Origin of the sequence: Bacteroides coprosuis (assembly GCF_020741705.1) — a bacterium.
GTDB classification, from domain to species: Bacteria; Bacteroidota; Bacteroidia; order Bacteroidales; family Bacteroidaceae; genus Bacteroides_E; species Bacteroides_E coprosuis.
This window is the reverse complement of the sequence record NZ_DYYK01000071.1, coordinates 1-24200: the sequence shown is the minus strand read 5'-3', so window position 1 is coordinate 24200 and position 24200 is coordinate 1. Positions and strand designations below refer to the sequence as shown.

Below are 24200 nucleotides of genomic sequence, written 5' to 3'. Positions count from 1 at the left end.
AAAATATCTCGTTCAGTGTCTGTCCACTTACTACAAGCTTGGGGTAAGAATACCATTGTCAATACAAAAGGTATTATATGTATAAGCGTTTTTATATTTGATTTCATTGTCTTTATTTTCTTTAAATTAGCGTTGAGATGGTCTGTCTGCACGAACCCACCACATTTTAGTAGCACCTGTATCTTCTCCACCTAATAGAGATGGAATTTCATTCATATTAGGATTGTTACTGTATTCGCTTGGTGCATATCTAAAACGTTCTGGTGCAAGACACTCTGTGCAACCAATTCGTTTAGGAGCATTTTTATCATCAGGAGGTAGTATAAAAGGATAACCTGTTCTACGATACTCTGTCCAAGCTTCAACAGCATTTGGATATAATGCTAAGTATTTCTGAGTTATAATTTTCTGAAATTGCTGTTCTTTTTGGCTCAGGTTAGAGGCCTGATTCATATCATTCCAGTTTGGCGATGTATTCTTTTCAGAAATTTTGGCAGAGTAGTAACTATAATAATAATTCCTGCCGTCTATGTTTATATCTGTAGGTTTTGAGTTTGATTTCAGATATTTTTCCACGCCTTTTACTCCATTTTCTTCAAATGACATAGCTACACCTTCTTCATATAATTGTTTTGGATTTTCTGAAATCAACCCAAATAATGCTGCTTCAGCTTTTAGTAACAATACTTCCGATGCACGCATCCAGTAGAGTGGAGAACCTTCATTAACATTTGGTTCAGATGCAAATAAAGGTGAGTTTTTTGTATCCTTTTTGCTCTCACTGTTAGTAGGAACTACCGCTAAATAAGCTTCTTGCTCATCATAGATTCCTGTAGTAAAGTATTTAGATATACGAGGATCTTCATATCCTGTTAAATAACTCCATATACCTAGTCCCATTCTTGTTTCACCATAATCTATAGAAGCTATAATAGAATTTAATAATGGCATTTTACTGGTACTTTGAATTTTAGCTTCTTCTTCAATATTCTCAATGACACCTCCGTTTGCTGGATCGAGAGCTTTTTGAATGTACTCTTGTGCTAAAGCTTGGTCTTTAAAATGTACACGTACACTCATTCTTAGCATAAGAGAATTTGCGAATTTCACCCATTTGCTAGTGTTACCGCCATAGATCACATCATAGTCATTCATTAATAATGAAGTGTAGTTTTTTAGAATTTCTACTGATTCATCCAAATCTGCAAGCATTGCTCTATATACATCTTCTTGTGAGTCTAGTTTGGGAGCAATACTACCTTTTCCTGCATTAGTATATACTATAGGTCCAAAAACGTCAGTTGCTCTTAACCAACCTGCTACTTTTACAATATTAGCAAGTGCTAAAGTTGCTTTATCATTAGGTTCTTCAGATCCGTTTGCTTCTTTGTAAATATCATTCCATGATCTATATAGCTTAGAGTAAAAGTTTTCATAAGCATAAGTCATGCGGTCTTCTCTAAAGTTCCAATTTGATTCAATATTGAAGCCCCAATTGTTATTGTTTCCGAAATATCCAATATAGTTTCCAGAAGATATTAGATCTGTATTTTGAAGATCATTACCTGGATCTGTAGTTTTATCAGGAGACCCAATAGGGATAACTAATTGTTGCATTTTCATAAATGCGGAACCATATGCTAGTCCTCCCGCTTTTAACTCTGAATCTGTAACACCGTAGATATTTGAATTAATATCCTCATAGTCGGCACAAGCAGATAGTAATGCTATTAATGCTAAATATATATATTTCTTCATTTTTATAATATTAAAATTAAAGATTAGAAACCTACTTTAAGTCCAACTCCAAACGTTCTTTGACTTGGAAGCATGAAGTAGTCATAACCTTGTCCAAATGTACCTGTTGATGCAGTTAATTCTGGATCGAATGGAGCTTTATTATAAAGCATCCAAAGGTTTGTTCCATAAACTGATAATGACAAATCATTAACAATGTTATTAAACCATTTCTTAGGGAAAGAGTATGATAGACGAGCTTCTTGTAATCTTACATTTGTTGCAGAGTACACATAATATGCATCAAGATTTGAAACTGATTCATAATAGGTTTTAGGATCTACTACAAAATCACCTACTTGTACACCTCCTGCATCTCTTGCTTGTGCTGAAACCTTTGAAACTCCAAACTTGTCAAGCATAGCTTGTGTCTTGGAAATAACTTGTCCTCCAATACGAGCATTAAAGAGCATGTTAAAGCTAAAGCCTTTATAGGAAAGTGTGGTGTTCCAGCCTAAATTCCATTTAGGATTGACAGAACCAATTTTATATGGAGTAGTTGATTCGGTTAGTAATTGATCACCATCTTCTTTGTTGTAGTTAATATGATTTTCGTCATCACGTTTTAACCATTCATCTGCATACAGATCTCCAATTTGACCTCCTTCTCTCAAACGGAAACGTCCCATTTGGATGTCTGAAAGGTCTAGTATTTGTGTAGGATCTACAGGGTTTTTTACATTGTGAGCTAATTCTTTAATTTTATTTCTATTAGCTGTAGCTGTTAATACTGTATTGTATTCAAAGTCTTTGAAAGACTGGCTTAAGCCTAAGTTTATTTCAATACCTTTATTTTGTACGTTACCAGCTTGAACAAACATATAGTTATAACCAGAACCCTTTGATAATTGAGCCTTTAGCAATTGGTTATATGTATTTGATTTATATAAGGTAACACCAATTGAAAGAATATTGTTAAACCATTTAGAATCAACCCCTAATTCATATGATCTTGTTCTTTCAGCCTTTAGATCTGACACAGGATAATATTCATAAGGATCAACAGCTCCTCCTGAAATATTGTGAGTAATAGTACCTGGAGTTAAACCTGTGAATGGAATAGGTGAACCTACTTCTGTATATGAAGTTCTAACTTTCAAGAAAGAAAGAACAGGCTTAATTCTTTGTTGTAAATCATCTGACAATAGTTCTGTTACTAGAGCTGAAAGACCTATTGATGGATAGAAAATCCATTCATTTTTACTATTTACTAATTGAGATGGTTTATCCCCTCTACCTGTTAGAGTTAAATATAGAGCAGAGTTCCATGATAGCTCTGTGGAACCAAACATTGCAAAATTTCTTGTTCTACTATTTCCTCCTATTTCTGAAGGTGTACTATTGGTTGGATCAATATTTGTATATGTGAACTTATTAGGAACTAATAATAATTGTCCACCATATCCACGACCTTTTGTATCATACTCTTCAAAAGAAGAACCGATATTCGCTGTTAAGTGAAAATTAGTATTTAGATCTTTGTCTAAATTCACCATAATATCAGCATACTTTTGTTTGAAAGTAGAGTTAGAATAGGTGTATCTTCCTTTTGGTTTAGCAAATGTGTTTATAGTTGAAGCATATCTTTTATCTTCTTTTTCAGTATAAGTATTATCTAATCTGACACGCCCTGCTATATTTAACCAATTAGTTAAATCATATTTTGCTTGTCCATAAAACATATATCTGTCTTTTGCTTCTGGTCTAATGTTACGATATGCAATCCAGTAAGGGTTTTGGATATCCATACCCATGTCGCCAGGACTCCAGTATTGTTCACTATATCCAAGATTTTCATTGTATCTTTCAAAATACTTTTCTTGTTCAAAGTTTTGTCCTCTTGGGTATAGATATGCTCCTACAATAGGGTTAAAGTATGTACCAAAAGAAACCATATTATTAGCAAATTCTCTAACATAACTAGCTGATGCATCAATAGTAAGTTTGTCATTAAAGAATTTAGCTGTATTTCTAAGAGTTACATTATATCTATGATATTTGTTGTTAGGAACAACTCCTGTTGCATTGATAGCTGAAGCAGAAAAGTAAGTTTGATTTTTTTCTGTTCCTGCCGATATATTGAATGAGTTATTAAAAGTATTTCCTGTATTAAAGAAATCTTTTGGATCATAAGATGTCGGAGTTGCTAATTTATCACCCCATGATCTGGAATCACCAGATTTATTACCATAGGTATTTTGAAATTCTGGTAAAATGTATGCGTTAGCAGCTTCAAATGAAGAATTGACATTGACTCTGACTTTGCCTTCTTTACCTTTCTTTGTATTAATAAGAATTACGCCATTTGCAGCAGAAGCTCCGTAAAGAGCAGCAGCAGAAGGACCTGTAAGGACAGAAATACTTTCAATGTCGTCAGGGTTAAAATTCGAGATACCTTCTCCTGAAGTCATACCACCGAAACCTGTGCCACTTCCACTTCTGTCTGCTTGGTTACCAATTGGAATACCATCAACAACGTATAAAACGTTATTATCTCCCATGATTGATTTATTCCCTCTCATTACTACACGAGTAGAACCACCCACGCCTGCAGAGCTTCGTTGGATGTTTACACCTGCAACTTTACCAGAAATAGAGTTCATAAAGTTTGCATCTTTTATTGAAGTAAGTTCATCTCCCTTTACTTGTTGTACATTGTAGCTAAGTGCTTTTTCTGCACGTTTAATACCTAAGGCAGTAACAACTACTTCATCGAGTGTCTTAGTGTCTTCCTTTAAAACAACTTTCAGGTCTTGACCTTTTGTGATTTTAAATTTTTGAGACATATAACCGATGTATGAAACTTCTAATTCGCTACCATTGGGAACATCGATACTAAAATCGCCATCAATGTTTGTAATAGTTCCTGTTGATGAACCTTTAATAGCAATGCTAACACCGATTAAGGATTCTCCAGCTTCATCTACTACATTACCTGTTACTTTGTGTCTTGTGGTTGATTGTTGTGCTTTAGCTGTTTGTTTAGCGGATAATACAAGATGATTGTCCTTGATTGTGTAATTAACATTCGAGTTTTTTAGTAGTCTTTCAACAACAACTGATGCATCTTCGTTTGTTGCTTTAATACTATATTTTCCTTGAGTGTCTATGTCTTTGACATTATACACAATTGATAGGGATGCTTGTTGCCCTATCTCTTTGATGATTTGTTCTAATGTTGATTCTTTGAAATCTACCGTAATTTTAGAGCTCTGTGCATTAGCAAAGGTGCTCATTGATACTGATAGTAGAATCAACAACAAATATTGAAATTTGTATTTCATAGTTTGTTAATTGATAAAAAATGTATAAGTAATAGTGTTTACTCTTGATAAGAGTAATTTGTTTTTCTTTGAAAAGTTTATGGAATGTGTTGTTTCATTTTTTTAGAGTGTTTATTAATTTATGTTTAGATTTCAAAAGTTATAAGTAATACAAGTTGGTTTTAAGTCTTACTAAAGAATGTTTGCGTTTTTTTATATAAATATTTTCATATATAACTTAACTATCTGTTTATTAGAGTTTTAATACTTTTGATGTTAGAGTCTTTTTAAAGGAAATTATTTTTTAGTCTGAGTCATAGATCTATCATAACACCGACATGATGATGTCTTGTCGGTGTTATGATCATAGCATGAGTTAGTCAAAAGATCTTCTTAGTTTTATTTAAGTTGGAAAAAATGAGTTCTTTTTAGTTCTATAGATAGCTAAAGAATAAAAATCCCAAAAACATTTCTGCTTTTGGGATTTTCTTTCTTATAAATATTAATCAGCTTTATACTTCTAGTGTATAGACCTAGAGAGTTTCTTTATTTAGTATAGAATAACTTTATTATCTATTACTCTATATTTAAATTTTTCGGTGAGTGTTAGTATATTTAATATATAGTCTATATTATCATTTGTAGAGAAGGAACAAGTGTATATTTCTTCTTTTAGCTTATCATTCTCAAATTGAAAATGGATATTGAAATGCTGTTCAAGTGTTTGTGCAATCTCTTGTAATGTACTTTTATCAAAGGTTAACTCTCCTGTTCTCCAAAGTAAAATATTATGAGGTTTACTATATGTAAATAATTCAGAACTGCCATCTTTTGCATTTATAATGATGCTTTGTCCTGGCTTTAAAATGGTAGAGTCTTCTACTTTTGAACTTTTTACTTGGACTGAACCCTCTAGTAATGTAGTTATAACTTCAGCTTCACTTTCTCTGGAGCGAACATTAAACTTAGTTCCAAGCACTTTTACATCTACATCTTGAGCAGATACAATAAATGGCTTTTTTTTATTGGGTTTTACCTCTAAGTATGCTTCACCATCAAGCGCCAAAATTCTCTTTTTATTCCAAAATGATTCTGTGTATTTTACTTGTGTTGTTGCATTTAACCAAACCTTTGTTCCATCAGGTAACGTTATTTCACTTCTTTGGTTATCATCGGTTGATGCAATATAGGTAGCATTAATATTATCTCGCATAAGGAATAAGAGTATACTTGCAGTAAGGACTATTCCTGTAAAAAAGGCTGCGAGTGGTGTTGCTATCTTTCTAAAAATAGGAATAAAGCGAGTTGGTGACAGAGGAGAAGTATTATCTTTGTGAAGAGTTATTTTGCTCTTTATCCTTTCAAAACTGACATTCTCATCCGCTTTTTCGTAGGCATAAGAAGCCTTCTCTAGTTTGTAAACAGTATAAAAATCTTGCATCTTTTGTTTATGCTCTTCAGATTTATTATACCATTCTTCGACTTTTTGGGTTTCTTCAGTCGATAAACTATTGTCAATATATTTAGTGAGTGTTTTATAGTCTAGCTCCATGGTTCTTTTCAGAATGTCTGTATCTATATTTAATTTAATATATGGTTGTTGTAAAGTTAATACAATTAAGTATATATAAGTACTAAATAAAAAGAGGTTTTTTTTTAAAAAATATTTTTTGATGATGTGTATCTTTTGTTGTAGGTTTGCAGTCGGAATATAAATATGGAGTGAATTGGCGTTGACAAATAGTGAAAATAGTAAAGAACTCATCCAGCAACTAAATGAAGGGAGTCATGATGCTTTTAGAAAAATTTACACTTTTTACTACAGGGGTTTAGTGGCCTTTTCTTCACAATATGTGGATTTTGAAGAAGCAGAAGAAGTTGTTCAAGAAGTAATGTTGTGGGTTTGGGAAAATAGAAACAAGATATCATATAAATTGTCTCTAAAGTCATTGCTGTTTACTATGGTCAAGAATAGGTCCTTAAATAAGATAGCTCATTTAGATGTTCGTAGGCGAGCTTATGCAGAAATAATACGAGAATCTGAAGATTTAGCAACACCTGATGATTTTGTAAATGGATCTATCTTTAAGAAATATCAGCTATTACTAAAAACGATGCCCGATACTTATCGAGAGGCTTTTGAGTTAAATCGTTTGAAGAATATGACACATAAAGAAATTGCTGATTATTTAGATGTGTCTCCTCAAACGATCAATTATCGGATTAGTCAAGCTTTAAAATTCCTTCGTGGTGGTCTAAAAGAATTCCTTCCTCTACTTTTACCTCTCATTTTATTATTGAGTTTCATATAGAAATAGTATATTCTTGATTTATTGCTGTAACATAATAGTTTACTTGACCGAAAATTAGTCACTAAAAGTGTTTTAAATAAGTTGAGTGATCTATTCTATGACGATATGTTTCTATTTTGTACGTCGAATCTTTTAGAGTAAAAAATATGAATATTCGAGATATAAAATGGGTTGTAAAGTCTTTTAATGAATTAACGAGTAGAGAGCTGTATAAAATACTACATGTTAGGCAAGAGGTTTTTGTATTAGAATTACAAGGTTATTATCAGGATATTGATTATCAAGATCAAAAAGCTTTGCATCTATTAGGTTTTGTAAAAACAGAATTAGTAGCCTATACTCGTATTTTCCCTCAGAACATAATCTTTTCAAAATCAGCATCCTTCGGTCGTTTTCTTGTTGTGAAAGAGTATAGAAAAGAAGGAGTAGGGCATGAGTTGATGGAACAAACATTCCAAGTTGTTGAGGGGTTGCTCGAAGCTAATGCTATTGAAATAGAAGCTCAACTCTACCTTAAAGTCTTTTATGAAAAATATGGGTTTATCATGACTGGAAATTCTTTTATAAATGCAGGTATCCCACATATTATCATGAAGAAAGATCTGTAAACTTTGAGTTTATATTGAACTGCTAATCATGTTTGAAAAGACTTTTAATGGATTGGTTTTAAGTTGAGTATAGACTAATGAAATCATAAAACTTTCAAAATAATTGTATGAATAGCTAAATTGTGAGATATTTGTAAGTATATACACAATTTAGTTCGATGAAAAATAATAAAGTTTCGTATTTAAGACCTCTTTTCCTCTTTTTTATGATTGGTCTAATAGTGCTAACGATAAGTCGATTAGCAATATTTACTCTTTACAAAGACAGACTCATAGAAGTCGATGGATATATGCAAATGTTTATATTAGGTTTGCGTATAGATGTGATTTTAATGAGTTATTTGTCATTTATTCCTGCCTTGTTACTTACGTTCATGCCTTCCTCTAAGCGTTGGTATACTACCCGTATCTTAGGCACATACTGTGGAATTCTTCTTTTTCTGGTATTTTTTATGGAGTTGGTAACTCCTGAGTTTATAGATCAGTATGATACTCGGCCAAACAAACTCTTTTTAGAATATCTAATCTATCCTAAAGAGGTTTTTACTATGCTGATCAAGGCAAGACCTCTTACCATTGTAGCGATGGCTGTAGTTTTAGGTGTTGTTATTTGGTTGATAAAAAAATCAGTGGTTTTTGTTTTTTATGTAGAAGAAAGTACTTGGAAGATTCGTTATCTTCTTTTCCCATTAGTAGGATTCCTTCTATTTTGGGGTGCACGGGGCAGTTTAACATCTAGAAGACCGATGAATGCTAGTAATTCTGTGTTTAGTAATGATCAATTAGCTAATGTTATGGGTACAAACTCTCTTTATACATTAGCCTTTTCAGCCTATTCCCTAAAAAATGAAATTGATCCATCTAAGCTTTATGGGAAAATGGAGTTTGATGAAGCTCTAGAGAGAGTGAGAAAATATATGATGGTAGGTGGCTCTGAGTTTATTTCAAGTGATATACCCTTATTGCATACTCAAAAGAGTGATACGATACTTGAAAGACCTTACAATTTAGTGATTTTCCTCCAAGAGAGTTTGGGAGCTGAATATGTAGGTTGTTTAGATGGTTTACCTTTGACTCCTAACCTAGATAACTTAGCAAAAGAAGGAGTCCTTTTTAAACATCTATATTCTACTGGAACTCGTAGTGTGAGAGGTATTGAGGCGGTTACAACTGGCTTTTTACCATCTCCATCCGAAAGTGTGGTTAAGTTGCCCAACTCTCAAGATGGCTTTTTTACACTGGCTAACTTATTGAAACCTTATGGTTATCAGACTAGTTTTATTTATGGAGGTATGGCTAATTTTGATAATATGGCCTCTTTTTTTAGTGGAAATGGATTTGATGATATCTTAGATGAAACCTCATTTAAAGATGATGGCAATGCGTATGCATTAAAAAGTACATGGGGTTATTCTGATGAAGATTTAGTCCTAAAAGCTAATACGTATTTCAAGTCTTTAGGAGATAAACCGTTCTTCTCCTTAATGTTTTCTAGCTCAAATCATGAACCGTTTGAGTTTCCAGCAGATAGAATTGATTTATATGAGCAACCTCAGGCGACCGTACATAATGCAATGAAGTATGCCGATTTTGCTATCGGTAAATTCTTTGATATGGCTAAGAAGGAAGATTATTATAAAAATACTGTTTTTGTTATTATTGCAGATCACAATACACGTACTTATGGTAATCATCTAGTACCTGTTGATAAATTCCATATTCCTGCTCTAGTAATAGCTCCGGGATTAGAAGCCTCTGAATATGAAAAGCTTTGTAGTCAAATTGATATACCTGTAACTCTATTGGGCTTGTTGGGACAGGATTTTAACCATCCTATGCCAGGAAGAGACTTATTGACTCTACCCGATAGTGTTCCTGGACGAGCTATTATGCAATTTCATGATATTAATGCTTTTAGAGTAGAAGAAGATATGATCATCATGCAACCCAATCGTGAGCCTTTACAATTTAAATTGGGTAGTGATATAGAGCATACTCCCGTAGAATTAAATGAGGATTTTGCTAGAGATGCTCTAGCTCATGTACTTTTAGCAAACATGTTGTACAAGGAAAGGAAATATACTTTACCTGGTTTGGTAAAATAAGAGTATCATGTAAGAAGAGGAGACATTTTTATGCCTCCTCTTTTGGTAAGTATAAGTTACACAATCCATTTTTCTAAGTGGTAGGCACTATCCCAAAACATATGCTCTATTCTAGATGATGTTTTATAGGCATTTAACATCGCTTCTTGTTGCTCCTCTGTACAGTTTCTTGCAATTTCATCACATATTCTTGTTGCGGTAATGACAGATTCTACATGTTCTGTACCTGCGTAAGTATTTATCCATGCTTGGTAGGGGTTATTCCCTTTCACTTGGTGTTTGTAGATATAGCTTCCTACTTTTTGATAAATCACAAAACAAGGCATTACTGCTGCCAAAGCTACTTCTATAGGTGATACAGCAAGATGTTTTAATAAATAAGAGGTGTATAACTCACATGCAGGACTAGGCTCAATATCCAATTCAATTTCTTTAATAAAAGATTTGTGTAATTCTTTTTCTTGATCCATGTTTTCTCCTGCGATATGTATAAAAGCTCTGCTATGTTCAGGATCTTTAAACTTGCTTGCTAGTCCTGTTAAGAGTTTCCCATAACTGGAGAGGTAAATAGAATCTTGCTGAATATAAAAATTGAATTTTTCCAGAGGTAAGTTTCCATTCATCAATTCTTGAATAAAAGGGTGACTAATAGTCTTTTTGAAAATGGGTTGAATACTATTCCATGCTTGATCTGTCCACGTCATAACTATTCTTTTTTAAATCCGTAAACGGCTACATAATCTCCACAATCATATCCCTCGATAGGTTCTTCAATGCTATTATCAGAATATACGGGGTGTTTTGTTAAAGTTTGAGCACTTTGTAAGTTAATGAAACCTGCTTGGGTTAGAGCTTCAATTTTTTCAGAAGTTGTTCTCCAGTTTGCTCCTTTTACTAATTCAATGGGATAGGGATTTCTGGGATATACCCCTTCTGTTAGCTCATGATTCCAACTACCAACGCTATATGCTAAATTATACATCATACCGTATGAACTTTCTTTAGGAACATCTACTAAGATAATTTTCCCACCAGGTTTTAAAGCATCAAAACTTCTTTTTAATGCTTGATCTAAATCTTTTATATAACTAGGAGATCCATTATAGATGATAGTATCGTATTTCTTGCCTTGATAGGTTGCTTTTTCAGCAGTGTTTATCTCAATTTCTAGACCTCTTTTCTGTGCAATACCTGCCATGTCTGTTGAAGGTTCCAGACCGTATTTGATGTCAATATTAAACTCGTCTCTTAGAATTTTTTCAAAAAGACCGCTCCCACAACCTACTGAAAAGATTTCACCACTATTTTCTAATACTTTTGCTATTAACTTCACTTCAGAGTAAAGGACATTTTTATTTTCTAAAAACCAAGAATCATACTTCTCAGCATATTGGTCGAATGTTTGTTTATTCATATTGGGTTATAAAATAAAAAAGCCGCTTCATTATTTATGAAACGGCTTTATATTGATAATATAAAAATAGATACTATTTATAATTTAGTTTTACCGTTTGCCTACGCTGTTATTAAACATCTCAGGTTCAAGGGTGTAATCTCAGCTCCGTATCTGGAGCACCCCTAACGTTGTATTACAAACATAATCAAAATATGGATACAAATAGTTACAATCTATTATTTTTTATAATGCCACTGAAAAGTGTTAATAAGAAAAGAGATGAATATAAGAGTTGATCCAGTTAGCACAACCCCTTTCCACTCTAAATAGCCCCATGCTATCCCTGTTAAGGTGGTTCCCGTAGCTCCACCAATAAAATAGGTTGTCATAAATATAGTATTAACCCTATTGACAGCTTGTGGACGAAGGGTGAATATACTAGTTTGGTTGCCTAGTTGAATACATTGCATACCTATGTCGAGTACTATAATTCCCAAAATGATTCCAGCATAGTAATTTTGTAAAAAATACAACCCAGACCAGGCAAGAAGCATCAGACAGCTACCCATAAAATTAATTCGATAAAGTCCTATTTTATCCACATATCTGCCTAAAAAAGAAGCGGCCAATGCTCCGGCTACTCCACATAATCCAAGCAACCCTACAACTGTTCCTCCTGCATTAAAAGGAGCTTGTGCCATTTTAAAGGCTAACATAGCCCATAAAGAAAGGAATGAACCAAAGGCTAAACCTGATTTGACTGCTGCAAATCTTAGTTTAGGCTCTTCTTTTATTATGGTAACCAAAGATTTCATTAAATCTTTATATTTCCCTTTAAAAGAGGGCAGAATAGTAGGAAAGAATGCGTAAAGCATTATAAAGCAAAGCGCCATGATACAAGCAGCAATGAAGTACATAGATCTCCAACCTAAAAGCTCACCTACAAAACCACTTATCACACGTGAGGATAAAATACCAGTTAGTAATCCCGATACTACTATACCAACATGTTTGCCCTTTGTTGCAGGAGTAGAATACTGAGAAACAAGGGGTAAGAACAACTGAGGTGTAACAGAACATAGACCAGTTATAAAAGAGGCTATTAATAGGGTGTGAATATTGGGAGCAATGCCTATAATTAGAAGAGATAGGGTAATAATACCAAAATTGCTCAGTATAATATTTCTTCTTTTGAGCATATCGCCTAAAGGAACAATGAAAAAGAGTCCAAGAGCATAACCTGCTTGTGATACAATAGATATAGTGTTTGTAAGTACAGCCGATATTCCTAACTCCTTTTGAATCATACCTAGTAGTGGTTGGCTATAATAAAGATTGGCTACGGAGAATGCTGTAGTTAGAGTAATTAGCCAAAGTAATCCTGAAGAGATCCCTTGGTTTTCTTTGAGTTGAGGGAGCATGTATTTTATAATTTCAATGTTGCTACAAAGAAACAGAAACTTTAGCTTAAAGAGTAGGAGTGTGAAGAATATGTTTGTGTTTATTTCTATTTCACAATAAAAAAGAGTTGGATAATTCTTAAGGCTAAGTATTATCCAACTCTTGTAAGAGATATTGTTTCAAGGTTTAGATAGTATCTAATAGTTGAAGTAGAGACTCTTTAGCATCGCCAAGCATTAACTTAGCTTTTGGACTTTCATAAAGAGGATTATCAACTCCAGCATAACCAGGTTTCGTATCAAAGTTACAAACAATGATATTCTTTGCTTGGTCAACATTTAAAACGGGCATACCATAAATAGGAGTGCCTTCAGCTTCACGAGCAGCAGGATTTACTACGTCGTTTGCTCCAACAACAATGGCTAAGTCTGCTTTGGCAAAATCATCATTAATTTGTTCCATTTCGTAAAGCTCATCATAAGGAACATCGGCTTCAGCCAGAAGGACATTCATATGACCAGGCATACGACCAGCAACAGGGTGCACAGCAAAGCGAACTCTAGCTCCGTTACGTTCTAGTTTGTCAGCCAACTGTTTTACTTGGTGCTGAGCTTGTGCCAATGCCATACCATATCCAGGCACAAGGATGACTTCTTTTGCATTCTTTAGAACCGCTTTAAAATCTATACCTTCTTCTTTGGGCTGCGATGTTGCTACAGACTTTTTACCAATAGCGTCAAGTATTTGATGTACTGATTCTTTTGCATCCCCTAGAAGTAGTGTTGTTTTATCACTTTCATAAAGGGGGTTTTCTACTCCAGCATAACCAGGTTTTGTGTCAAAGTTACATACAATAACATGCTTAGCTTGGTCGGCATTTAGAACAGGCATTCCATATATCGGAGTACCTTCAGCTTCACGAGCTGCAGGGTTTACAACGTCATTCGCTCCGATGATGATAACTAAGTCTGTATCTTTAAAGTCATCATTGATTTGCTCCATTTCGTAAAGCTCATCATAAGGAACATCGGCTTCAGCCAGAAGAACATTCATATGACCAGGCATACGGCCAGCAACAGGGTGTACTGCAAATCTAACTTTAGCGCCGTTCTGTTCAAATTTATCAGCTAATTGTTTTACTTGGTGTTGAGCTTGAGCTAATGCCATACCATATCCTGGTATTAAAATAATTTGCTTAGCTTCATTAACCACTTTTGCTAAGTCATTTCCTTCTTCTTGACAAGGCTCTGAAGCAGAAAGCTCTTCTGGCTTCTTCACGGCTTCAAGTAGTTTGTTAAGAGATTCTTTGGCATCACCTAGTAACATTCTAGCCTTGTTGCTACTGTAAAGAGGATTATCAACTCCAGCATAACCAGGTTTCGTATCATAGTTACAGATAATAACTTGCTTAGCTTCATCTACATTTAAAACAGGCATACCATAGATAGGAGTTCCTTCGGCTTCACGAGCAGCAGGATTGATCACATCATTTGCTCCAATGACAATTGCTAAGTCAGTTTCTTTAAAGTCATCATTGATCTGTTCCATTTCATATAGCTCATCATAAGGAACATCAGCTTCAGCTAGAAGGACATTCATATGACCAGGCATACGACCAGCTACAGGATGTACTGCAAAACGAACTTTAGCTCCATTGCGCTCTAACTTATCTGCTAATTGTTTTACTTGATGTTGAGCTTGAGCCAAAGCCATACCATAACCAGGTACTAAAATAACACTTTTGGCTGTACTTAGAACAAAGTCTAAATCATCTCCTTTTTGATCCGATTCTTGTTTCCCTGATCCTGGCTTTTGAATAGCATCAATTAATTTATTAAGTGACTCTTTGGCATCACCTAAAAGTAATTCGGCTTTATCACTGCTGTATAGAGGGTTTTCAACTCCAGCATATCCAGGTTTGGTATCATAATTACAAACAATGACATTTTTAGCTTGGTCTGCATTAAGAACAGGCATGCCATATATAGGTGTTCCTTCTGCCTCACGAGCAGCAGGATTTACTACGTCATTTGCTCCAATGACAATTGCTAAATCAGTTTCTTTAAAGTCATCATTGATCTGTTCCATTTCATATAGCTCATCATAAGGAACATCAGCTTCAGCCAGAAGGACATTCATATGACCAGGCATACGACCAGCTACGGGATGTACTGCAAAACGAACTTTAGCTCCATTCTTCTCTAGTTTATCAGCTAACTGTTTTACTTGATGCTGAGCTTGAGCCAGAGCCATACCATAACCAGGAATCAAAATAACGCTTTTTGCATTGCTCATAAGCGAAACTATACGATTCTCTTCTTTAGCTCCATTAGTTTGTTTTGTGTCTGATGGCTTGTGTACGGCCTCTAATATCTTGTATAGAGATTCTTTAGCATCTCCTAAAAGCATTTTTGTTTTACTGCTTTTGTATAGAGGGTTTTCTACTCCAGCATAACCAGGTTTGGTATCATAATTACAAACGATGACATTTTTTGCTTGATCTGCATTAAGAACAGGCATACCATATATAGGTGTTCCCTCAGCTTCTCGTGCAGCAGGGTTAACTACGTCATTAGCACCAATAACAATTACTAGATCTGTCTTTTTAAAGTCATCATTGATCTGTTCCATTTCATATAACTCATCATAAGGAACATCAGCTTCAGCCAGAAGGACATTCATATGACCAGGCATACGACCAGCTACGGGATGTACTGCAAAACGAACCTTAGCTCCATTCTTCTCTAGTTTATCAGCTAACTGTTTTACTTGATGTTGAGCTTGAGCCAAAGCCATACCATAACCAGGAATAAGAATGACTTCCTTTGCATTACTCACAATATCAGATAAGGTTTCTTCTTTCTTTTCTGCTTTTTGTGGTGCCGATTGAACAGTTGCCTTAGATGAACTTGCTGCTTTAGGTTTCCCTGCAGCTGAGGTTTTTCCTAGTAAAATATCTATTAGATGACGGTTCATGTTGCGGCACATTATCTGAGTTAATAATAAACCAGATGCACCAACAATACCACCTACAGAAACTAATAATATATCTCCAATAGCCATACCTGCAATTGCTCCAGCTACTCCACTTAAAGAGTTTAAAAGTGAAATCGTAATAGGCATATCAGCTCCACCTACACGTATTGCAAAAGTAAGTCCGAATAGGGAACTTGATGCTATTGATAATAGGAGTACAAAAGAAGGATTAGCAAAGAAAAAACTACTGTCTTGTGAGAAATAGGCTCCAACAACAGGAACAATACTACCTATAATGAAGATTGTCGTTAGTAGTTGATGATTTTTCCATACAATAGGTTTTTGTGGTAAAACTTTGTGCAACTTACCTGCCGCAACTAAACTACCTACTAAAGTAACTAAACCTACAACAATAGCAAGAACAGCAGTAACGCTGGTGAAGTTCTCATATTCTGAGGGAGTGGATCCGATGCGTACATAACTAAGGATACCTACAAAGGCTGAAGCTGCTCCACCAATACCATTGAGTAAAGCAACAAGCTGAGGCATCTGTATCATTTTTATTCGCTTGGCAAAGAAGTATCCTATGATAGACCCAATTAGAATGCAAATGTAGATAAAGCTAACATCGAAGATATCGTAATAGACAAGAGTGAGTATTACCCCTAAAAAAAGGCTTAATGCACTGAGCCTATTACCGTTTGTTGCCGTTTCTACTTTACTCATCTTCGAAATACCAATGAGTACCATGATTGAGAGTACGGCACATATAATATAATAAGTTAATGCACTCATTTCTTAGTGTTTTTTTTCTTGTTAAACATACGTAACATTCTATCTGTTACACCAAAACCTCCCACCACATTTATGGTTGCTGCTATAATAGCAAGGCCTCCTATAATTTGACCAATGAGAAATCTGATTCCCGAAGGGTCTGATTTATAAGTTATACCTACAGCCAATATTGCCCCAAGAATCGTTATTCCTGAAAGAGCATTCATTCCAGACATTAAAGGGGTGTGAAGTAAACTAGGAACATTTTTAATAATGAAATACCCTAATAGAGTTGCCACTATAAAAATGAGTATTAAATAGATAGGATTCATAGTCTATAATTTAGAAACAGTAGCTAATTAATTAGCTACTGTTTTATGATGATGAAAAGGTTTTAACTTAAATTCATAGCCTCTCTTGCTCCGGCATGAACAATTTTTCCGTCATGAGTAACAAGGATTGACTGAACGATTTCATCGTTGAAATCAAGGACTATCTTATTGTCTTTCGTTAAGAAGTGAACTAAGTGGTAAACGTTTTGAGAGAACATCCATGTAGAACTTGTTGGTAACATACCTGGTATGTTTTTAATACCTACAAGAGTTACATTGTGTTTCACTTCAACATCACCTGGAGGAGTCTGAGCACAGTTACCACCTTGGTCAATGGATATATCGACAATTACAGATCCGTTCTTCATGTCTTTTAACATGTCTTCTGTGATAAGAATAGGTGCAACTTTACCAGGTACTAAGGCACTACAGAATACAATATCAGCTTCTTTTATAATGTCTTTAAGGTTTTCACGTTCTTTTACTAGCCATTCTTCAGATAGTTTATTTGCATAGCCACCTTTAGCAATAGCTAATTCTGCTGGTACACCTGTGTCAATAACTTTTGCACCCAAACTTTGAGCTTGTTCTGCAGCAGCAGGACGAATATCAGCTGCATAAGTGATTGCTCCAAGTCTTCTTGCAGTAGCTAATGCTTGTAAACCGGCTACACCTACACCTAGTACAAGTACTTTAGCTGGTTGAATAGCGCCTACAGCTGTAAACATTTGAGGCATAAACTTAGAAAGGTAGTTTGATGCCATTAAGATACCTTTATATCCTGCACATGTACTCATTGATGTCAAAGCATCCATATTTTGTGCGCGAGAGATACGAGGAACACCATCCAGAGTTAAGCTTATAACTCCTTGCTTAGCTAGCATCTTAACCATTTCATGATTGACAGGTGAAGCTGGGTGAATGAATGTAATCAGGTATTGACCCTCATGCATTAAATCTACTTCATGTTTTTTGTATTCTTCGTTAAAGAGAGGTTCTTTAACCTTTAGAATAAGCTCTGCACGTTTGTACACTTCTTCTGCTGTTGCAATAAGTTCTGCACCTGCTGCTTTGTAATCTTCATCGTGATAGAATGAACCATCACCAGCAGTTTTTTCTACTAAAACTTGTGCACCATCAGCAACAAATTTCTTGACTGTTTCTGGGCTTGCGGCTACTCGTGCTTCCCCAGGCATAATTTCTTTAGGAATTCCGATAATCATGATATTTGTGTTTTATAGTATTAATAAAAGCTTACATTAGTTTAACTAAATCAACTTATATTGTTAGTATTCTTTAGGTTATGTGTTTAATCAAATATAGTCTTTTAAAATGACAAACTAATTTTTTATGAATATATTTTGTAAGAATATAAGCTAATATGTTTTATAACATTTATATCTCTATCTATGAGAGTTGTATCAAAACTTTATGTAGCGCGATATCCAAGTTAGTATGTCTCTCAGTACATCTTCTGAAAAAGTTTCTTGAATTTGTGCATATTCATTTATAGCACCCGTTTCTGCTTTTTGAAAAAGATGATTTAAGTTTAAATATTTCTTCACAGTAAGTAATTCCTTATTTTTTACACTACTTTCGATTATCTTTAAATTACTATTTGCTTCAACCTGAATATCTTTTGTTCCATTTAGTGCCAAAATTGGACAATGTACTTTCTTTAAGTACTCTGATGGGTCTAGATTAAGAAAATAGATAATCCAATTATTATTGGTGGATTTAATCATCTCTTCTCTGCTAACTTGAGGAAAAATATCTTCAGCTAGGTTGATAGATATTATACTATCTAGTGTGTTGTGAAGAGCTTCTGTACTTGTTCCTTCACTAGATGTCTGGGCTAAGTAGTCTAAATACTGGACAGCGACATTGAGGGCTTTTGTTTTTTGATCATTGGTTATTGGAGAACGCTGTATGCTTTCTTCGTTTTGTTTCTTTAGAATTTGCTTACCAGTCATTCCAGGAGCAGCCAGAAGTACTATAAAGGAGATAGCTTGATCTCTGCTAGCTACCATGGGTGCTATAATTCCTCCTTCGCTGTGCCCTATTAAACCAATATTATTACTTTGAATATTGGGATGATTTCTCAGAAATTGAATGGAAGCTTCTACATCTTCAGCTAAGTTTAATGTTGTAGCCTCTCTTAATGAACCCGTTGATTCTCCAATACCTCGTTTGTCATAGCGAAGAACTGCTAAACCTTGTCGTGTTAGATAATCTGCAATTACAGCAAAGGGTTTATGTCCAAAGATTTCTTCATCTCTATTGGCGGGACCACTTCCTGCTATCAGGACTACTGCTGGATGTTTTTTTAAGTCATCGGGGAGAGTTAATGTTCCCGATAAGGTTATGGATTTGTCTAATGAGGGGAATGATATGTTTTCTATTTGATAAGGGAACGGTGGTTGAGGCTCTTGTGGTCTTTGAGAGGCTTCAGATGTGTCACTCTTTAGGTTTAAGGGAACTTGAAGGAAACTTTGTTGAAATATACCTTCAATACAGTCTTTGGTGATAGTGCCTTCATAAGTTAGCTGTAAGGCTTTACTTTTCACAAGGACCTTATTTTGATTTATGGTTACTTCGTCCATTGGGATTCCAAAGCCTCCTTGGTCTGGACTATCCATTGTAGCAGACCAATTGCCACCTGCTTCTTTAAAATTGAAAACAAGATTTAATTTTGTTCCTTGGATTTCAATTATTCCTTTCCAACTTCCTTCTAAGTTTTGACCTAAGCAAGGAATAGAAATTAATACGGTTAAGATTAGTAATAGTTTTTTCATAGTATGGTCTTTTAATAGGTAAGGGACTTATTTTACTAAGTACTCCCTTGTTAAATAATTAAAGAATGCTTCTTCTGTTCGGTGTCTGTTTACTTGTTTTTTCCACGAGGGTACACTAAATGTTAGGATATTACCCGAACTATCTTCATAAGTTTTCTTCATTGATTTATTCTCTCTTAAAGTAGCCCAATTTCCTTTATTATCTTTGTATTCATATAAGTAATCTCTCTTGTGCTGATGAGGTCTGTGCTTATCGGAGTATTCAACGTCTATATCCCAATCATCGTCAATCCAAGAGTCGTTATTCTGTGTGTCGATATTGTCAGGTATTCCCACTTGTCGATTATCCCAAAGATTATTCAGTAAATCGGAAAACAAGATGTAGCGTAGTCGCTTATCAGAAGGCGAACTTTTATAGTTGCTTTTTATATAATCTTTAGAGATTTTTATTTCATTGTTTTTACTATCGCTATAAACCAATTCATCAAAAATATTCTTTTTTAAGCTAGCTCTGTTTCCTTTGTTGTCTTCGTATTTAAGATCTCCAAATATATCTACAGAAAAGGTTTCACTATAGTTAGTTTCATTTTTAAATCGTTGAATAAGAGTGTTAAAAAGTAAGGATTTATAATTCTGAAACCAATCATTATCGTGTGAAGCATACTCCATATAATCCTTATTGAACTTCACTTGATTATTCCTATTGTCTTTAAAAATAAGGTCATCAAAAATATTAGTTTGTAATGTGGCTTTATAACCATTAACGTGATACTCAAGGCCTCCATTAAAACTGGTAGAAATGTGTGCTCTATGTTGAGCTTGAATAGTGAGAGACAGAAAAACTACTAGAAGTGTAAAAAGAGATTTTTTCATGTGTCAATTCTTTTTATTGGGTTTATGGATAGTAAGATAATTATTTTAGTAATAAAAGTAATTTAAAATGAGCATTTATATTTCCACTTAACAAAGAAGCGAAATGATGCATGGAATACATAATCTCGCTTCTTTATCAAAATAAAATATCGATTTTAATGTTTTAGAGTGTTAATGACTTCTTTGCTCTAAGGTTTGAATAAAATAATTAAGAATTCTATAATAGAGATCATCTCCTAAAATAGCATCTTCAATTCCATAGTCGATACTTGGATTATCGTTGATCTCAATAATCATGGCTTTTCCATTTACAACTTTTAAATCTACACCATAAAGTCCTTTTCCGATCAGAGATGTAGCTTTTAAAGCTGTTCTTATTACATCTTGAGGTACTTTGTATAGAGGTATAGTATCTACTAATCCGCTATCACTTTTACCTGAATCTAAGTGTTTGTAGATTTGCCAATGCCCTTTTGCCATGTAATATTTACAAGCATATAGAGGTTGACCATTTAATACACCAATACGCCAATCAAACTCAGTAGGAGTAAATTCTTGAGCTAAGATAATAGCTGAATCTTCAAATAGAATGTCTAAGGCTTTTTGTAGAGTCTCTTCACTAGTTACTTTCTTCATGCCATGGGAGAAAGAACCATCAGGTATTTTAAGAATAAAAGGACTTCCTATTTTCTCACTAATTTCTTTGAAAGAGTTTTGATTAGATTGAAAAACAAGTGTTGAGGCAGGAGCTGGAATCTTTTCTTTTGCCAAAAGTTCTTTTAGATACACCTTATTCGTACAACGTATAATAGAGGTTGGATCATCAATGACTACAATATCATTTTGTTCGGCCTTCTGAGAAAGGTGGAATGTAAAATGATTTAGAGAAGTAGTGGAGCGAATAAATAGAGCATCAAATTCTAATAATCGAGTAGCATCCTCTTCTGTGATCAGTTCTGCATTGATATTCATTTTCTTGGCTATTTCTAAGAATTTATGAATAGCACGTTTGTTGCTAGGTGGAAATTTTTCAGAGGGATCATGCAGAATAGCTAAGTTATATCTACAAGTTTTTGGGGTACGTGGACTTCTCCAAACCTTTTTGTTAAACTTATCTAGTGCATTAGCAAAGAAGTCTTGTTGTGTTTCGTCCAGATTATCTAGAGATAAATATTTTATGGATTCTATTTGGTTTCTAGAGCGAGTATTTAGCTCTACTTGCAAAAGAGGGCAAGGGTAATTATCAAAAATAAATCGAGCTATCTTTTCTAGTCCTTTTTCTAGACAAGAGCCGAAGTAAATATTTAGATACCAAGTATCTGTTGTGATGTTATTTTTTTGAATCCATTGGTAGCAAAGTTTTTGTAACGTTTGGTCCATACGAATTCCTGTTCCTGCTTCTAGTTTATTGATAGTACGTACGCCTGGTATAACTTGGTGACCTCTTGCTTGAGCTAGTAAAGAGCCGTAGTAGCCTTCCGAATTATAGACATAGCTATTACTAAGATTAATTACTAGTTTTTTTCCCTTGCTAAGTGATTTGTTTTTTAAGTAATCGGATACAGTTAAAATGCTATTCGTCTCGTAATAAGGTTTCCAGTCATTCAAACTATCCAATAAGATTAAGACACTATTCATGATTAATTATTAAATGTATTTATAAAAAACATTGATTTAATAATAATGAACTGTCAGAATATTAAGCTTTAACTGCTTTCTCTTTTGGAGGGGTAAATAGTTGAGGCACTAATACTTTTACAGCATTATTACACTAAAATTTCGGGGTGCAAATTAAGTAATTAAGTTTGGAATAAAATTCGTTTTGCAAATAAATAATTCAATAATTAATATTAAAATAAGAGATCCTATTTACTTACTTATAATCTATTGAACTCTAGTCATATAATAGCCAGTATTGAGTATTGCTAATGTGATAAATAGACTGATTCTTTATCTGCCTAATAGGAGAATTAATTTTATCGTTATTGGAACATTCTTTATGAATTGAGTTTCATGCGACTGAGCGGATAATAAAATTTATTAACCTATACAATAATTAGGTGTATTTTGAAGGATATCTATTGGGTTTATCATGTATGTAATAGCTAAGACTTTACCGATCTTAGCTCCAGGAGTGCTTTTAAAAATAGTCTTTTCTTTCCTCATATTCAGTATCTATTTAGATATGAATTTTAAGTAATAAAAGCACAATACTTGATTGGAAATGTATCAATATGATTGTGGTTTATGTCTTTTAAAATCAAAATGTTTTCATTCTTGATAGGATTTTAGAAATAGAATACTTACCTTGCCTCACAGATATGTTGAGCAACTCTATTACATACTCATCTTTTTTAGGTACTTCTACTATTTATATTAGTAGAGGATGCACTTCTTTAGGCTCTACATACACGATTACTACAACAACTACCCCGTAAGGGGTATAATATTGACATATAGCTACTACTGTAGTCATTTATATTCATAAATGACGTTCTTCTATTTTGTGTTTTCAATAATTTCAAACAGGTAAAATATGAAAATTGTCAAATTCGGCGGCTCATCTGTGAGTAATGTCGAAAATATATTACGTTGTATTCAAATCATAAAAGATAAAAGCATAAATGATTCTATATTAGTTGTTGTGTCTGCTTTTGGCGATATGACAGATTACTTACTTGATGCAGCTAAGAGTGCATCAGTGAAAGATGAAAAATATCTTCAAGTTTTTAGTCAGATAGAGAACCATCATATCCAAATTGTTAAAAGTTTAATTCCTACTTCAAAGCAAGCCTCAGTCCTAAGTCAGGTAATTCTCAAACTCAATGAACTAGAAGTGCTATTAAATGGCTGTTGTCTTCTGGGTGAGCTTTCTAAAAAAACAGAAGATTTAATTCTTTCTTATGGGGAGAGATTATCTGCTTATATACTCTCAGAAGTAATAAAGGCAGAAGGTGCCGACTGTCACTTGGTAGATAGCAGAGATATATTAAAAACAGATGAGCACTTTGGTAAGGCAATCGTAAATTTTACCTTATCCAACTCTTTAATCCGTTCTTTTTTTAGAGAAAACAAACACAAGGTATCTATTATTCCGGGTTTTGTTGCTGAATCTGAATCTAAACAAATCACTACATTAGGTAGAGGAGGCTCTGATTATACTGCGGCTATTATTGCTGCCGCTTTAGATATGGAATCTCTTGAAATATGGACCGACGTGAGTGGAATTTATACTGCCGATCCAAAGTTGGTAAAACAAGCTAGGACTATAAAAAGCTTGAGCTTTCAAGAAGCAATGGAGCTTTCGCATTTTGGGGCTAAAGTATTATATTCTCCCACTTTACAACCTATTTTGGCGAAGAATATACCCTTATATGTAAAGAATACTTTTGAGCCTGAGGCTGCTGGTACTATTATTCATCATACTATTCCTCGGATTAATGGAAATGCTGTGCGAGGTATTAGTAACATAGATCATGTGGCTTTAATTACTCTTGAAGGTCCAGGTATGGTAGGTGTTACTGGTTTTTCTGAACGTTTATTTGAGGTGTTTTCAAAAGCAGAAATA

Annotated in this window: 16 protein-coding genes and 1 riboswitch; of the genes, 4 read left to right on the top strand and 12 right to left on the bottom strand. The window is 34.2% G+C overall.

The window, feature by feature from the left end; translation table 11 throughout:
• Window positions 1-126 precede the first annotated feature (126 nt).
• The 3 genes from K8V80_RS04180 to K8V80_RS04170 all read right to left on the bottom strand — a co-directional run bounded on the left by K8V80_RS04180 (window position 127) and on the right by K8V80_RS04170 (window position 6612).
• Window positions 127-1758, bottom strand: coding sequence for a SusD/RagB family nutrient-binding outer membrane lipoprotein (locus tag K8V80_RS04180; RefSeq protein ID WP_276775672.1), 1632 nt, complete (start codon window positions 1756-1758; stop codon window positions 127-129).
• Window positions 1759-1781: 23 nt separating this feature from the next.
• On the bottom strand, window positions 1782-5081 hold the full coding sequence (locus K8V80_RS04175; RefSeq protein ID WP_276775671.1) for a SusC/RagA family TonB-linked outer membrane protein: 3300 nt from the start codon (window positions 5079-5081) through the stop codon (window positions 1782-1784).
• A 529-nt stretch (window positions 5082-5610) separates the two neighbouring features.
• Complete coding sequence (locus K8V80_RS04170) at window positions 5611-6612, bottom strand: FecR family protein (RefSeq protein WP_276775670.1); 1002 nt, start codon at window positions 6610-6612, stop codon at window positions 5611-5613.
• A 181-nt stretch (window positions 6613-6793) separates the two neighbouring features.
• Between K8V80_RS04170 and K8V80_RS04165 the strand changes: the two genes are divergently transcribed.
• From K8V80_RS04165 to K8V80_RS04155, 3 genes are all read left to right on the top strand, one after another.
• Window positions 6794-7372: an RNA polymerase sigma-70 factor gene (locus K8V80_RS04165; protein WP_276775668.1), complete on the top strand. Its 579-nt coding sequence runs from the start codon at window positions 6794-6796 to the stop codon at window positions 7370-7372.
• Between the two features lie 146 nt (window positions 7373-7518).
• Window positions 7519-7980: a GNAT family N-acetyltransferase gene (locus K8V80_RS04160; protein WP_006744330.1), complete on the top strand. Its 462-nt coding sequence runs from the start codon at window positions 7519-7521 to the stop codon at window positions 7978-7980.
• Window positions 7981-8138: 158 nt separating this feature from the next.
• Window positions 8139-10085: an LTA synthase family protein gene (locus K8V80_RS04155; protein WP_276775665.1), complete on the top strand. Its 1947-nt coding sequence runs from the start codon at window positions 8139-8141 to the stop codon at window positions 10083-10085.
• 56 nt (window positions 10086-10141) lie between these two features.
• On the opposite strand, the gene tenA is transcribed toward K8V80_RS04155, so the two are convergent.
• The 9 genes from tenA to K8V80_RS04110 form a co-directional block, all read right to left on the bottom strand.
• A complete protein-coding gene (gene tenA / locus K8V80_RS04150; RefSeq protein ID WP_276775663.1) occupies window positions 10142-10789 on the bottom strand; it encodes a thiaminase II in 648 nt (215 codons plus the stop codon).
• A 2-nt stretch (window positions 10790-10791) separates the two neighbouring features.
• Window positions 10792-11499: a class I SAM-dependent DNA methyltransferase gene (locus K8V80_RS04145; protein WP_276775661.1), complete on the bottom strand. Its 708-nt coding sequence runs from the start codon at window positions 11497-11499 to the stop codon at window positions 10792-10794.
• Between the two features lie 81 nt (window positions 11500-11580).
• A riboswitch (TPP riboswitch) is annotated at window positions 11581-11675 on the bottom strand.
• 42 nt (window positions 11676-11717) lie between these two features.
• Entirely contained in the window at window positions 11718-12902 is a 1185-nt protein-coding gene (locus K8V80_RS04140) for an MFS transporter (protein WP_276775659.1), read from the bottom strand.
• Window positions 12903-13068: 166 nt separating this feature from the next.
• Window positions 13069-16653, bottom strand: coding sequence for an NAD(P)(+) transhydrogenase (Re/Si-specific) subunit beta (locus tag K8V80_RS04135; RefSeq protein WP_276775657.1), 3585 nt, complete (start codon window positions 16651-16653; stop codon window positions 13069-13071).
• Entirely contained in the window at window positions 16650-16964 is a 315-nt protein-coding gene (locus K8V80_RS04130) for an NAD(P) transhydrogenase subunit alpha (RefSeq protein ID WP_006745616.1), read from the bottom strand. The genes K8V80_RS04135 and K8V80_RS04130 overlap by 4 nt, the downstream gene beginning before the upstream one ends.
• Before the next feature lie 62 nt (window positions 16965-17026).
• On the bottom strand, window positions 17027-18187 hold the full coding sequence (locus K8V80_RS04125; protein WP_006745615.1) for an NAD(P) transhydrogenase subunit alpha: 1161 nt from the start codon (window positions 18185-18187) through the stop codon (window positions 17027-17029).
• Between the two features lie 198 nt (window positions 18188-18385).
• A complete protein-coding gene (locus K8V80_RS04120) occupies window positions 18386-19759 on the bottom strand; it encodes an alpha/beta hydrolase family protein (protein WP_276775654.1) in 1374 nt (457 codons plus the stop codon).
• 27 nt (window positions 19760-19786) lie between these two features.
• A complete protein-coding gene (locus tag K8V80_RS04115; protein ID WP_276775652.1) occupies window positions 19787-20632 on the bottom strand; it encodes a hypothetical protein in 846 nt (281 codons plus the stop codon).
• A 171-nt stretch (window positions 20633-20803) separates the two neighbouring features.
• Window positions 20804-22270 (bottom strand): RimK family protein, encoded by a 1467-nt coding sequence (locus tag K8V80_RS04110; protein WP_276775650.1) that lies wholly within the window; start codon window positions 22268-22270, stop codon window positions 20804-20806.
• A gap of 898 nt (window positions 22271-23168) precedes the next feature.
• Here K8V80_RS04110 and K8V80_RS04105 point away from each other — a divergent pair.
• Window positions 23169-24200 (top strand): aspartate kinase (locus K8V80_RS04105; RefSeq protein ID WP_276775648.1); only part of this gene is annotated, 1032 nt, incomplete at its 3' end.

What these genes read in the sequence shown, in the direction of transcription:
- K8V80_RS04180 (WP_276775672.1), bottom strand. Translation starts at nt 1,758, where the DNA reads ATGAAGAAATATATATATTTAGCATTAATAGCATTACTATCTGCTTGT.
- K8V80_RS04175 (WP_276775671.1), bottom strand. Translation starts at nt 5,081, where the DNA reads ATGAAATACAAATTTCAATATTTGTTGTTGATTCTACTATCAGTATCA.
- K8V80_RS04170 (WP_276775670.1), bottom strand. Translation starts at nt 6,612, where the DNA reads ATGGAGCTAGACTATAAAACACTCACTAAATATATTGACAATAGTTTA.
- K8V80_RS04160 (WP_006744330.1), top strand. Translation starts at nt 7,519, where the DNA reads ATGAATATTCGAGATATAAAATGGGTTGTAAAGTCTTTTAATGAATTA.
- K8V80_RS04155 (WP_276775665.1), top strand. Translation starts at nt 8,139, where the DNA reads ATGAAAAATAATAAAGTTTCGTATTTAAGACCTCTTTTCCTCTTTTTT.
- tenA (WP_276775663.1), bottom strand. Translation starts at nt 10,789, where the DNA reads ATGACGTGGACAGATCAAGCATGGAATAGTATTCAACCCATTTTCAAA.
- K8V80_RS04145 (WP_276775661.1), bottom strand. Translation starts at nt 11,499, where the DNA reads ATGAATAAACAAACATTCGACCAATATGCTGAGAAGTATGATTCTTGG.
- K8V80_RS04140 (WP_276775659.1), bottom strand. Translation starts at nt 12,902, where the DNA reads ATGCTCCCTCAACTCAAAGAAAACCAAGGGATCTCTTCAGGATTACTT.
- K8V80_RS04135 (WP_276775657.1), bottom strand. Translation starts at nt 16,653, where the DNA reads ATGAGTGCATTAACTTATTATATTATATGTGCCGTACTCTCAATCATG.
- K8V80_RS04130 (WP_006745616.1), bottom strand. Translation starts at nt 16,964, where the DNA reads ATGAATCCTATCTATTTAATACTCATTTTTATAGTGGCAACTCTATTA.
- K8V80_RS04125 (WP_006745615.1), bottom strand. Translation starts at nt 18,187, where the DNA reads ATGATTATCGGAATTCCTAAAGAAATTATGCCTGGGGAAGCACGAGTA.
- K8V80_RS04120 (WP_276775654.1), bottom strand. Translation starts at nt 19,759, where the DNA reads ATGAAAAAACTATTACTAATCTTAACCGTATTAATTTCTATTCCTTGC.
- K8V80_RS04115 (WP_276775652.1), bottom strand. Translation starts at nt 20,632, where the DNA reads ATGAAAAAATCTCTTTTTACACTTCTAGTAGTTTTTCTGTCTCTCACT.
- K8V80_RS04110 (WP_276775650.1), bottom strand. Translation starts at nt 22,270, where the DNA reads ATGAATAGTGTCTTAATCTTATTGGATAGTTTGAATGACTGGAAACCT.